The organism is Brevundimonas sp. (assembly GCF_027484365.1).
In the GTDB taxonomy this organism is placed as follows: Bacteria; Pseudomonadota; Alphaproteobacteria; order Caulobacterales; family Caulobacteraceae; genus Brevundimonas.
In genome coordinates this window covers 48,891-61,209 of the sequence record NZ_JAIXTC010000002.1, presented here as the reverse complement: position 1 = coordinate 61,209, position 12,319 = coordinate 48,891, and the positions used below count along the sequence as shown (strand labels likewise).

12 protein-coding genes and 1 pseudogene are annotated in these 12,319 nt (G+C 68.6%); 9 read left to right on the top strand and 4 right to left on the bottom strand.

Annotation, left to right across the window (positions count from 1 at the left end):
• Positions 1–17: 17 nt before the first annotated feature.
• A pseudogene (locus tag Q0044_RS00500) lies at positions 18–221 on the top strand (biotin/lipoyl-containing protein); the annotation flags it as partial.
• 120 nt (positions 222–341) lie between these two features.
• Positions 342–1,553, top strand: a complete 1,212-nt coding sequence (gene odhB, locus Q0044_RS00495; protein WP_298158261.1) for a 2-oxoglutarate dehydrogenase complex dihydrolipoyllysine-residue succinyltransferase — start codon at positions 342–344, stop codon at positions 1,551–1,553.
• Positions 1,554–1,618: 65 nt separating this feature from the next.
• On the opposite strand, the gene Q0044_RS00490 is transcribed toward odhB, so the two are convergent.
• Together Q0044_RS00490 and Q0044_RS00485 are read right to left on the bottom strand one after the other, a co-directional pair.
• A complete protein-coding gene (locus Q0044_RS00490) occupies positions 1,619–2,800 on the bottom strand; it encodes a CaiB/BaiF CoA transferase family protein (RefSeq protein ID WP_298158217.1) in 1,182 nt (393 codons plus the stop codon).
• Between the two features lies 1 nt (position 2,801).
• On the bottom strand, positions 2,802–3,068 hold the full coding sequence (locus tag Q0044_RS00485; protein ID WP_298158215.1) for a DUF6356 family protein: 267 nt from the start codon (positions 3,066–3,068) through the stop codon (positions 2,802–2,804).
• A gap of 128 nt (positions 3,069–3,196) precedes the next feature.
• Here Q0044_RS00485 and Q0044_RS00480 point away from each other — a divergent pair, with 128 nt between their 5' ends.
• Entirely contained in the window at positions 3,197–4,387 is a 1,191-nt protein-coding gene (locus Q0044_RS00480; protein WP_298158212.1) for an acyl-CoA dehydrogenase, read from the top strand.
• Between the two features lie 157 nt (positions 4,388–4,544).
• On the top strand, positions 4,545–5,735 hold the full coding sequence (locus Q0044_RS00475) for an alkaline phosphatase (RefSeq protein WP_298158210.1): 1,191 nt from the start codon (positions 4,545–4,547) through the stop codon (positions 5,733–5,735).
• Positions 5,736–5,754: 19 nt separating this feature from the next.
• Here Q0044_RS00475 and Q0044_RS00470 read toward each other — a convergent pair whose 3' ends face one another.
• Complete coding sequence (locus Q0044_RS00470; RefSeq protein WP_298158208.1) at positions 5,755–6,210, bottom strand: nuclear transport factor 2 family protein; 456 nt, start codon at positions 6,208–6,210, stop codon at positions 5,755–5,757.
• A gap of 192 nt (positions 6,211–6,402) precedes the next feature.
• Between Q0044_RS00470 and Q0044_RS00465 the strand changes: the two genes are divergently transcribed.
• From Q0044_RS00465 to Q0044_RS00450, 4 genes are all read left to right on the top strand, one after another.
• Positions 6,403–7,215, top strand: a complete 813-nt coding sequence (locus Q0044_RS00465; RefSeq protein ID WP_298158206.1) for a response regulator transcription factor — start codon at positions 6,403–6,405, stop codon at positions 7,213–7,215.
• Positions 7,216–7,219: 4 nt separating this feature from the next.
• Positions 7,220–8,665 carry a sensor histidine kinase gene (locus Q0044_RS00460; protein ID WP_298158204.1) on the top strand — a complete coding sequence of 482 codons (1,446 nt, stop codon included), beginning with the start codon at positions 7,220–7,222 and terminating at the stop codon, positions 8,663–8,665.
• Positions 8,666–8,692: 27 nt separating this feature from the next.
• Entirely contained in the window at positions 8,693–10,039 is a 1,347-nt protein-coding gene (locus Q0044_RS00455; protein ID WP_298158202.1) for a trypsin-like peptidase domain-containing protein, read from the top strand.
• A gap of 411 nt (positions 10,040–10,450) precedes the next feature.
• A complete protein-coding gene (locus Q0044_RS00450) occupies positions 10,451–10,792 on the top strand; it encodes a DUF2794 domain-containing protein (RefSeq protein WP_298158201.1) in 342 nt (113 codons plus the stop codon).
• Positions 10,793–10,878: 86 nt separating this feature from the next.
• Here Q0044_RS00450 and Q0044_RS00445 read toward each other — a convergent pair whose 3' ends face one another.
• Positions 10,879–11,628 (bottom strand): Bax inhibitor-1/YccA family protein, encoded by a 750-nt coding sequence (locus Q0044_RS00445; protein WP_298158199.1) that lies wholly within the window; start codon positions 11,626–11,628, stop codon positions 10,879–10,881.
• A gap of 149 nt (positions 11,629–11,777) precedes the next feature.
• Between Q0044_RS00445 and thpR the strand changes: the two genes are divergently transcribed.
• Positions 11,778–12,314: an RNA 2',3'-cyclic phosphodiesterase gene (gene thpR / locus Q0044_RS00440; protein ID WP_298158197.1), complete on the top strand. Its 537-nt coding sequence runs from the start codon at positions 11,778–11,780 to the stop codon at positions 12,312–12,314.
• Positions 12,315–12,319: the final 5 nt, after the last annotated feature.

The window sequence follows — 12,319 nt, the reverse complement described above, 5'->3', positions numbered from 1 at the left end:
ACGACCGGAAACGACACATGGCCGACATCCTGACCCCCGCCCTCGGCGAATCCGTCTCCGAGGCGACCATCGCCAAGTGGAGCAAGAAGGTCGGCGACCCGGTCAAGAAGGACGAGGTCCTGGTCGAGCTGGAGACCGACAAGGTCTCGCTGGAAGTCGTCTCCCCGACTGACGGCACGCTCGGCGAGATCAAGTTCGGCGAAGGCGACACCGTGACCCCTGGCGCGGTCCTTGGATCCGTGAGCGAAGGCGCCGCCGGATCGAAGCCTGCGGCTGCTCCTGCGGCCGCCGCTCCGGCTCCCGCCGCCGCTGGGCCGGCCGCTGCGTCCGCCTCTGTCGACATCACCATCCCCGTCATGGGCGAGAGCGTCGCCGAAGGCGCGGTCGGCAAATGGTCGAGGAAGAGCGGCGACACGGTCAAGAAGGACGAGGTCCTGGTCGAGATCGAGACCGACAAGGTCGCCCTTGAGGTCGTCTCCCCCGCCGACGGCGTCCTGACCATCGCAGTCGACGAAGGCGCGACGGTCACGCCGGGCCAGGTCATCGGCTCGATCTCGGGGTCGGGCGCCGCTGCGGCCCCCGCTCCGGCCGCCGCGCCTGCCAAGGCCGCCAGCGCCAATGCGGGCTCGGCCCAGATCCCCAACGACACCCTGTCGCCCGCCGTCCAGCGCGTGGTGACCGAGAACAACCTCGACCCGAAGGCCATCGCGCCGACCGGTCCGAAGGGCAATATCACCAAGGGCGACGCCCTCGCCGCCGCCGCCGCGCCCGCTCCGGCCGCAGCCGCCCAGGCCTTCACGGCGCCGACGCCCGCTCCCGCGGCCGCCGCCCCGGCGGCCCCGCGCGCCGACCAGCCGCGCGAGGAGCGGGTCAAGATGACCCGTCTGCGCCAGACCATCGCGCGCCGCCTGAAGGAGTCGCAGAACACCGCCGCCCAGCTGACCACCTTCAATGAGGTGGACATGACCAACGTCATGGCCCTGCGGAACCAGTACAAGGAGGCCTTCGAGAAGGCCCACGGCGTGAAGCTGGGCTTCATGTCCTTCTTCACCAAGGCCGTTGTCGCGGCCCTGAAGGAGATCCCGGCCGTCAATGCCGAGATCGACGGCACCGACATCATCTACAAGAACCACTATGACATCGGCGTCGCCGTCGGCACCGAGAAGGGTCTGGTCGTGCCGGTCCTGCGCGACGCCGACGTGCTGTCGCTGGCCGGCATCGAGAAGGGCATCGGGGCTCTGGGCAAGGCCGCCCGCGATGGCGACCTGACGCTGGACCAGCTGCAGGGCGGCACCTTCACCATCACCAACGGCGGCACCTACGGGTCGCTGATGTCGACCCCGATCCTGAACGCGCCCCAGTCGGGCATCCTCGGCATGCACAACATCGTCCAGCGCCCGATGGCGGTGAACGGCCAGGTCGAGATCCGGCCGATGATGTACATCGCCCTGAGCTACGACCACCGCATCGTCGACGGCAAGGAGGCCGTGACCTTCCTCGTGCGGGTCAAGCAGCTGCTGGAAGACCCGGCGCGGGCCCTGCTGGATCTGTAAGCGGTTCTCACAAGACCGGGACATGGACGGCGGGGTCGGCGACGGCCCCGCCGCTTTCGTTTGTCCTAGTCGAGCGCGCCCAGCACCGCCTCGGTGTCCGCCCCCAGAGCGGGTGGGGCGACGTCATAGCGGACCGGCGTCGCCGACAGCCGGATCGGCGAGGCGACGGTCTTCGTCGGGGCCGAAAGATCGTCACGCACCAGCTCGATCTCCAGCCCGCGGTGTTTCGCCTGGGGTTCGTCGAAGACCTGGTCGATGGTGTTGACCGGGCCGCACGGGACGCCGGCCGGCTCCAGCCGGGCCATCAGGTCCGACATGGTCCAGCTGGAGGTGATGGCCGAGAGGGCCGCGACCAGTTCGGCCCGGTGCTCGATCCGTCCGGCGTTGGCGGCATAGCGCGGCTCGGTCGCCAGACCCTCGGCGCCGAGCACCGCGCACAGGGTCCGGAACTGGGAATCATTGCCGACCGCGATCACCACCATCCCGTCCGAACAGGGGAAGGGCTGATAGGGCACGAGGTTGGGGTGGGCATTGCCCATCCGGGTCGGGGCCTTGCCGGAGACGAAATAGTTGGTCGCCTGGTTGGCCAGCATGGCGGCCTGGACGTCGAACAGGGCGATGTCGACATGCTGGCCCTGACCGGTCGCCCGGGCATGCAGCAGGGCCGCGAGGATGGCGTTCGAGGCGTAGAGGCCGGTGGCCAGGTCGACCACGGCGACCCCGACCTTCATCGGCTCGGCGCCGGGCGAGCCGTCCGGCTGGCCGGTCACGCTCATCAGCCCGCCCATGGCCTGGATCATATAGTCGTAGCCGGCCTGGGAGGCGCGCGGGCCCGACTGGCCGAAGCCGGTGATCGAGCAATAGACGAGGCGCGGATTGGCCGCAGACAGGGAGGCGTAGTCGAGGCCGTATTTCGCCAGGCCACCGACCTTGAAGTTCTCGACCACGACGTCGCAGGTCGCGGCCAGTTTGCGGATGACCTCCGCGCCCTCCGGCGAGGCGATGTCCAGCTCGACGGATTTCTTGCCCCGGTTGGCGCACAGGAAATAGGCGCTGTCGCCGCGCGTGCCGTCGGTCTTCGTGGTGAAGGGCGGGCCCCAGGCGCGGGTGTCGTCGCCGCCGCCGGGGCGTTCGATCTTGATCACCTCGGCGCCGAGGTCGGCCAGGGTCTGGGTCGCCCAGGGGCCGGCCAGAACACGCGACAGGTCGAGGACACGGACGCCCGCGAGGGCCTGGGGCGCGGTCATTCTAGAGGCCCGGGTCGAAGGCGCCGGCGTCCCGCATCCGGGTCTCGCGCGCGATCTCGGCGCGATAGCCCAGTTCGTCGGCCATCCGTTTGATGTCCGAGGACACGGTCGTCCTGTGCAGACCGGGAACCACGCCGTGGATGAAGGCGCAGCCCGACAGCCTCGCCAGCCGCAACCCCATGCGCGCGGCCACGGCCGCGTGGTGGAGGTAGCTTTCCTCGACCTCGCGCGGGTGATCGACGAACAGGGTCTTCAGGGCTCGGATCATCCACTCAGCCTAGCCTGCGATGGGCCTCGTCTCTACCCGTCGCGCGCATTCTGGCCTAAACCGGCGCTCGAAACAGGGCCGGCGCGTCAGTCTCGCGTGAGAAGTCCGACCACTCAGAGGATGATCCCATGGCCGACGGTGCCGCACCCGTGACCCAGACCTTCAAGTGGGACGACCCGTTCGACATGGAGAGCCGTCTGACCGAGGACGAGCGCGCCATCCGCGACGCGGCCCGGACCTATGCCCGCGAACGCCTGTTGCCCCGGGTCGTCGCCGCCTTCCGTGACGAGGTCTTCGACCGCGCCATCATGACCGAGATGGGCGAGATGGGCTTCCTCGGCGCCATGTTGCCGGAACAGTACGGCGGCTCGGGCGTCAGCCACGTCGCCTATGGACTGATCGCGCGCGAGATCGAGGCGGTGGACTCAGGCTATCGCAGCGCCATGTCGGTGCAGTCGTCCCTGGCCATGTATCCGATCTACGCCTTCGGCAATGAGGAGCAGAAACTTCGCTTCCTTCCGAGGATGGCGGCGGGCGAACTGGTCGGCTGTTTCGGCCTGACCGAGGCGGACGGCGGTTCGGACCCGGCCTCGATGAAGACCAATGCCGTGGCGGTTGAGGGCGGCTACAGGCTGAACGGCGGGAAGTACTGGATCACCAACTCGCCGATCGCCGACCTCGCCATCGTCTGGGCCAAGCTGGACGGTGTCATCCGGGGCTTCATCGTCGAGCGCGGCATGGAGGGGTTCACCACCGGCAAGATCGGCGACAAGCTGTCGTTGCGCGCCTCGATCACCGGCGACATCGGGCTGAACGACGTCTTCGTGCCCGAGGCCAATCTGCTGCCCGGGGTGAAGGGGCTGCGCGGGCCCTTCTCCTGCCTGAACAAGGCGCGCTACGGCATCAGCTGGGGTGCAATGGGGGCGGCCGAGTTCTGCTTCCATGCGACGCGGGACTATGTCGGCGAGCGGATGCTGTTCGGGCGGCCGCTGTCGTCGCGCCAGCTGGTGCAGAAGAAGCTGGCCGACATGCAGACCGAGATCTTCCTCGGCCTCGAGGGCGCCTATGCCCTGGGCCGCCTGCTGGACACAGGTGCCTGGGTGCCCGAGGCCATCAGCCTGATGAAGCGCAACAACTGCGGCAAGGCCCTGGCCATCGCCCGCGAAGCCCGCGACATGCACGGCGGTGCGGGCATCACCGGCGAACTGCACGTCATGCGCCACGCGATGAATCTGGAGACGGTCAACACCTATGAGGGGGCGCATGACGTGCATGCGCTGATCCTCGGACGGGCGATCACGGGCGAAAGCGCGTTCTAGGAGTCTCAAGCCGGCCTGCGACGCCACGACGCCGTGTTCCCGGCCCGACCGTCGCCGAGCTGACACGAACCCCGGTGTATTCGACCGGAGCGTGATCGACGGGGCGCGGTGCTGTGTCCGCCTCCTCATGCGCCTTTGCATCGAGGCCCGACCTTACATGAGACCGTTCCATTACCTGACCGCCGTGACCGTTTCGGCCGCTTTGGCCCTGTCCATCTTTCCCGCGATGGCGGTCGCCGGACAGGTCGTCGCCACAACGTCCGGCCACACGCCAGTCCCGGCGCCCCCGAGAGCGCGGAACGTCATCTTGTTCCTGGCCGACGCCGGGGGCGTGCCGGTTCTCTCGGCGGCCAGCCTGATGGCCTATGGCGAGCCCCTGCGACTCCATGTCCAGCAATGGCCGCACCTGGGGCTGAGCGAAACCTCACCGGTGGATGATTTCGTCTCCGATTCCGCCAACGGCATGTCGGCGATTGTGACGGGCATCAAGACCCGCAACGGCGTCATCAGCCAGGGTCCCGACGCCGTACGGGGCCGGACTGACGGCGCGGCGACCAAGACCCTGCTCGAGTACGCTGAGGAGCGCGGTCTGCTCACCGGCGTCATCACGACCCAGTCGATCGCCGACGCAACCCCGGCGGCCAACTACGCCCATGTGAACGACCGGGCGAAATGGGGCGAGATCTTCGTCCAGGCCTTCTCACCCAGGTTCGGTGACGGCGCCGACGTCCTGTTCGGGGCCGGTCGCCAGAGAATCGCGGAGCAACTGGCCGCGCTGGGAACGGGTTTCGACGCACTGAGCGACACCCATGATCGGCCGATCTACGCCACGCTTGACGAGGCTCCGGCCGCGAATCTCCGGCCCATCGTCGTGGCCGACGAGATGGACGTCCACGCGGCGACCCTGAGGGCGCTCAACGTCCTTCAGCGTTCACCGACGGGATATTTCCTCGTGGTCGAGTGGGACGCCCACACGGACGATCCGCGGGCGGGCCTGCAGAACGTCGTGGATTTCGACAGGCTGATCGCCGAGGTGGAAGGTCGGGTCGATCTGAACGACACCCTGCTGCTCTTCACCGCCGACCACTCCTTCGGCCTGCAAGTGGACGGCGGACGGCGCGGCACGCCTCTTCTCGAAGGCTATGACGCCTGGAGGGCCTCCGGCGGGGAAGGTACGGTCCGCCTCGACCATGTCCTGGTGAACGCCACCCATACCGCCGAGGAAGTTCCCGTCCTGGCCATCGGCGCAGGCGCCGAACGCGTTCACGGCTATTTCCCGAACACCTATCTGTTCCAGGTCATGATGGACGCCTGGGGATGGACTCCGGATCCGTCGCCGTCGAACTAGGGCCAGCGACCGGCCGACCCTATTCGCACCCCGTCGTGCGCTGGCTCCAGGTGATGCCGGCGATGGTCCAGGCGCCGTCCTTGCGGACCATATCGAAATGGTTGGCGCCGCAGTGGACGACCGCGCCGTCGACCTTGAACAGATAGCGGCCGAAGACCATCGCAACGTCGCCGTCGATGGCGATGATCGGGTCGGGCATGACCTCCTCGAACCGTTCGGCCCCGGGACGCAGACCTCCGGCGAACTCCTGGGCCGTCAGCCGACGGATGACACGGCTCCCGTCGGGCCGCTCGACCGTGACGATCATGGTCGCCTCCGGATCGAAATGAGGGGTCAGCAACGTTCCGTCACGCGTGGCGATCGCCGCGAAGGTGGCCTTGACCGGCGCCATAACGGCGACCGCCTCGGCCGAGGCCGGGTCGGCGGGGGTGGTGGTCTGGAGCGCGAGGGCGGCGGCGAGGGCGAGCAGGGTCATGGCGATTTCCCGTCCGGCGCCGGGTCGCGCCGTCGGCGACGCTATCATGCCGCCCGTGGCCGACAAGCCGGGCCTCGTCAGGAAGGATCAGCGGCGCGGGCGGGCCGGACGCCCCAGGATCAGATCGCCGGGTGTTTTGTCCTGGCGCCGGCCCGGACTATACCGGACCGGATCACGGCCGGGGACGAACGCATGAGCACGACGGACATCGAACAGGCGGCGGACACCGATCCCTTCGCGGCCCTGGCGGAGGTCTTCGCAGGCCGTCGCGCCCTGGTGCTCGAGGACGATCCGGCCCTGGCCGAACATGTGTCTGACCGGCTGTTGCGCGCCGGGTTCGAGGCCGTGGACTGTGTCGATGCCGGCGAACAGGCGCTGAGCGCCGCCGCCGCCCATGCCTATGACATCCTCATTCTCGACCGGCTGACCAAGGGGCTGGACGGTCTGGAGACCCTGAAGCGTCTGCGTACCTCGTCCGGTCCGTCCTCCGATGCGCCCGCCCTGATGCTGACCGCCCTGACCGGCGAACGTCAGAGGGTCGAGGGCCTGCTGGGCGGGGCCGACGACTATCTGTCCAAGCCGATCGGCGACGAGGAGCTGCTGGCCCGGATCGCGGCCCAGCTGCGTCGCGTGGCCCGGCGCGCCCGGCCCGCCAACGCCGACCTGGTCAACGGCCCGTTCCGCCTGTCGCCCGGCGCCCGCACGCTGAAGCTGATGATCGAGGGGACCGAGCGGTTGATCGACCTGTCGCCGCTCGAGTTCGCCATCGTCTCGGAGCTGATGACCGCGCGCGGCCAGCCGGTGACCAAGACCATGCTGTGGGACCGGTGCTGGGTCGAATGGACCTTCCTGCCCGACAATTTCGTCAACATCATCGACGCCCGAATCTCGGCCCTGCGTCGCCGGTTGAAGGAACAGGCGCCGGAGCTGGGCGAGGACCTGCATCCCCTGATCGTCTCGGCCCGCAGCCAGAGCCTGATCTTCCGCGACCTGGACGCGGCCTGACCGCTTGAAACGGCTGGCGGCGATCTGGAGCAAGGTCCGCCCGGAAGGTCTGGGGGCCTGGATGGCGCGGCGGACCCTGACCCAGCTCGCCTCGGGTCTGGCCGTCCTGGCGGCCCTGGCCCTGACCGGATCCCTGATCGTGACCGGTCAGGCGGCCCGGCTGGACCAGCGCCAGCAGGCGGCCCTGTCGGCGCTCGCGGATTTCGGGGCCATGGCCTCCAAGCTGCCGGCCGACACCTCGATGGACGCCTCGGCCATGACCGAGGGCGACGCCGCCTATATGTCGGCCTTCCTCAGCGCCTTCCAGGACGGACCGACACGCAATGTCACCACCCTGGAGGAGACCTGTCGCACCGGACAGGGCGGCGCCGGGGTCCGGTTCATCCGGGCGCCGGTCGGCAAGCCCGCCGGCCTTCTGGCGCTGGAAACCGCCCGGGCCACACGGGTGCCGAGATTGGGCGAGGGCGTCTATCTGATCCGGCTCGAGGCGGGCCAGCTGTGCCTCTCTCGCGGGGTCGACGTGGTCGTGGTCAAGCGGCCGATCGGGTCGCTGTCGATCATCGTCGGACGGGTCGTCGACCCGGCCGGGGTCGCCTGGCGCTGGGCCGTCCTGGCCGTGGCCCTGACGGGAGCCCTGATCCTGGTGTCCGGCCTGACCGCCGCCCTGTTCGCCCGCCAGCGCCTGACCAGCGCCATCGCCGAGGTCTCGACGGTCCTGGACCGTGCCGCCCTCGGCGACTTCTCGCGCCGCGCCCCCGACGTGGCCGTGGCGCCGGAACTGACCCAGCTGTCCAACCAGGTGAACCGGACGCTCGACCGGCTGGAAGAATTGTTGAGCTGGCTGCGCGATTCCGCCGACCAGCTGGCGCACGATTTCCGCACCCCGCTCGCCCGCGCCTCGGCCCGTCTGGACCGGCTGATGGAGACCGAGGAGCCCGCCGAACGGCTGCGGCTGGGCGAGGCGGCGCGGCGCGACATCGCCGAGATCACCCGGGCCATGAACGAGGCCATGGCCTTGCGTGACGGCGAGGCCTGGCTGTTCGAGATCGTGCAACTGGATGTTCTGGCCGAGGCGGCAGTGGAGCTCTACCAGCCGATCGCCGACGCCCGCGACATCCAGATCGTGGCCGAGGGCGAGCCGGTCTCGGTCCTGGGCGTGCGCTCCCTGCTGCAGCGGGCCGTCGCCAACCTGGTCGACAATGCCGTGAAGTTCTCACCCGAGGGGGGGCGGGTCACGATCCGCGCCTGGGACGACGACGGCGGGCCCTGTCTTTCGGTCGCGGACCAGGGGCCGGGCATGTCGGGCGCGCCGTCGACGGCCCCGCGCAGTCCCGACAGCCACGGGATGGGACTGGCCTTCGTGCGCGCCATCCTGCGTCGCCACGGGGGCCAGATGACGATTGATGACGCGAAGCCCGGGGCCATCGTCACGGCGCGGTTCTCACGCTAGGCTCGCCTCACATTCTGGGGATTTACCATGACGCGCCTTCGCCTCCTGACCGGTTCGGCCCTCGCCCTCACCCTGCTGGGCGCCGTCGCCGGCGCCGCACAGGCCCAGACCGCCCCGAACTTCCCCCTGCCCTATGACGCCCGCCGCGGCGTGTTCAGCTTCGCGACCGGGCTGGAGCGATCGCTGCCGGCCGTGGTCCAGGTCACGACCCTGGGCATGTCGGCGGGACCCACCACCGGCCAGACCGAGCCGACGCCGGTCTCCAGCGGCTCTGGCGTCATCATCGACGCCGCCAACGGCATCATCGTCACCAACCACCATGTGATCGAGGACGGCCAGAAATTCCGCGTCGACATGACCGACGGACGGCTGCTCGACGCCACCCTGATCGGCTCGGACAAGGCGACCGACATCGCGGTCCTGCAGATCAACGCCACCGGCCTGTCGCAGGTGGAGACGGTCGATTCCGACACCCTGCGCACGGGGGACCTGGCCTTCGCGGTCGGCTATCCGCTGGGCCTCGACCAGACCCTGACCATGGGGGTGATCTCAGGCCTGGGCCGGTCCGGCATGGGCGACGCGGTCGAGGACTATATCCAGACCGACGCGGCCGTGAACTCGGGCAACTCTGGCGGGCCGCTGCTGGACAGCCGGGGGCGGCTGATCGGGATCAACACCTCGATCCTGTCGGGCGGCATCGACGGCGGCAATGACGGCATAGCCTTCGCCGTCCCGACCCGGATCCTGCTGTTCGTCGTCGAACAGCTGCGCGCCAACGGCGAGGTCACGCGCGGACGGATCGGCGCGACCCTGGGCTCCCTGACCGCCGAACGTGCGGTCGAGGCGGGCCTCGGCTTCGTGCGCGGCGCCATTGTCGAGGACGTCCTGCCGGGCTCCCCGGCCGAGCGCGCCGGCCTGCAGCGCGGCGACATCATCACCCGCATCCAGAACCGCCCGGTGGCCAACGCCGGCTCTGTCCAGGCGACGGTCGGCATCGCCGCTCCGGGCACGCCGATCACCCTCGTCTATCTGCGCGACGGGCGCGAGACGACCACGTCGCTGAACGTCGAGGTCCTGTCGACCGATCCGGTCCAGGTCGGGGCGACCTCGCTCCAGGCCTACGGCGCCAATTTCCGCGATGTGAAGCCTTCCGACGGGATCAGCGCCCCGGGCGCGCTGGTCGTGGCGGTCGAGGGCGGATCGGCGGCAGCGCAGCAGGATCTGCGGGCCGGAGACCTGGTCATCGTCGCCAACGGCATGTCGGTATCGAGCTTCTCCGAACTGGCGCGGGCCCTGTCTTCCAGCGCCGGCGCGACCCTGAAGGTCCAGCGCGGCGATGAGAGCATCGAGATCGTCCTCGCCGCGGCGGACTGAAGCCCACCGGCGAGCGGTCGTTCGATTTTCTGGGCGAGCCATTCTCGCGCTCAAGCAGCGAGCGACCGCGTCGCGAGCGGTAGCGCCTGAAAAACAAGGCTGTGTGGAGCCATGCTCCACACAGCAAAACCCCCGCCGTGCCGGAGGGGGGAGGGTGGCAGGGCGGGGGTCTCGCTTTGGAGGAAGCGTCGGCCTGGCGAAGCCACTGCGGCAACATCCAGGGGGGCTGGGGGGGCTGTTCAGGATCCGGGACGCTACCGAACTCCGTCAGGCCGACGTTCACTGTTTCGCTGTCCAACCGGGCCGACGAAGGACCGAAAGGGGGCCATTTCGTGTCGTGGCTAATCGGGTGTTCACACATCGATCCGGACGCCGCTGGCGTTTGACGGAGCCGCGCCTAGATTGATCGGGATGACCTTCGACCCCGGCTCCAGTGACAGCGGCACCCAGACTTCGTCCGTCTTCTTCGAACGGCGCGAGCTGGACCTGATTCTGCGGGTCTACGGACGGATGGTCGCCCAGGCCGAATGGCGCGACTACGCCATGGTCGGGGGCCGGGAGGCCGCGGAGTTCGCCGTCTTCCGCCGCTCCGGCGACGCCCCCGCCTACCGGATCGAGAAACGCCCCGCCCTGCAGACGCGTCAGGGCCAGTGGTCGGTAATCGGCGAAGGCGGGGTGGTGCTGAAACGGGGACGTGAGCTGGCCCAGGTGCTGCGGGTCTTCGACAGCCGGAAATTCCAGGTGGTGGACTAGGGCCACGAGAAAGGGCCCCGGCGTTTCCGCCGAGGCCCTCCGGTCTTGTTTGCCATGCTCGCCTCGCGGAGGCTCGCGACTTGAGGCTAGTTCCGGTTGCCGCCCATGAAGGCCAGCAGGAACTGGAACAGGTTCACGAAGTTGATGAACAGGCTCAGGGCGCCGAAACCGGTCGCCACGCCCATCGCTGCGTGATCGCCGCCCAGCTGGTAGTAGGTCATCTTCAGACGCTGGGTGTCATAGGCGATCAGACCCGCGAAGATCAGAACGCCCAGACCCGAGATGATCAACGCCATCGTGCCCGACTGCATGAACATGTTCACGATCGAGGCGATGATCAGGCCGATCACGCCCATGATCAGGAACGAGCCCATGGCGGTCAGGTCCTTCTTCGTTGTGTAGCCGATCAGGCTCAGCGCACCGAAGGCGGCGGCCGTCACGAAGAAGGTCGAGGCCAGGCTTTCGCCGGTGTAGCGCAGGAACAGGATGCCCATCCCGGCACCGATCGACGCCACCACGGCCCAGTAGAGAGTGTTCACGCCACCGGCCGTCGGGTTCTTCATGAAGAACATCGAGCCGAATAGGAGAACCAGGGGCAGGAACTGGACGATCATGCCCAGGATGGTCATGCCGTACCGACCGTCAGCCGTCTGGAAGAACAGCAGATTCTGCACCGCCGGCACATTGCCGGTGGCATAGGCCAGGGCGCCGGCGACCACGAGGCCGAGGGCGAGCTTGTTGTAGACGCCCAGCATGAAGCTGCGCAGTCCCGCGTCCACGGCCATGTCGGCCTTGGCCGGAGCCGGCGTCGAGTAGCCGTTTCTGAAGTCGCTCATCGTGAGTGTCTTCTCCTGTTGAGGCAGCGGGAAACACCCCGCGCCGAAGTGTGAAATATCGGGTTCAGGAACCCTCTTAGCAAGGGATCGATCGCCGCAGGGGTTCCGCCCGCTTCCCGCCTTCGTCGCCAGCCGCTACGAACGGTCGCATGTTGCGCCTGTTCACCGCCGTACCCATCCCCTTCGAGGTCGCCGAGACGCTCGGGCGACGCCAGACCGGGCTACCAGGCGCGAAGTGGCGTCCCGCCGAGGCCCTCCATATTACCCTGGCCTTCTATGGCGATGTCGACGAGCGGCGCGCCGACGATCTCGCGGCCGAATTGGCCCGTATTCCGGGCGGGGCCTTCGAGATCGAGCTGAAGGGGGTGGGCGCCTTCGGCGATGCGCATCGCAGTCACACCCTCTGGGCCGGGCTGGAGCCTTCGGAGCGGCTGAACGTGCTGGCCGGCCGCTGCAAGTCGGCCGCCGAAAGGGCCGGCGTGACGATGGAGCCACGGCTGTACCGTCCACACGTGACCCTGGCCTATCTCAAGACCCAGACCAATCCCGACCGGATCGGGGCCTGGATCACCAACCATAACCTTCTGCATTCGCCGCCGATCCGGATCGACCGTTTCGGCCTGTATTCCAGCACCCTGAGCGACGACGGCAGCCACTACGAACTGGAACGGGAGTATCCGCTGTGATTGCC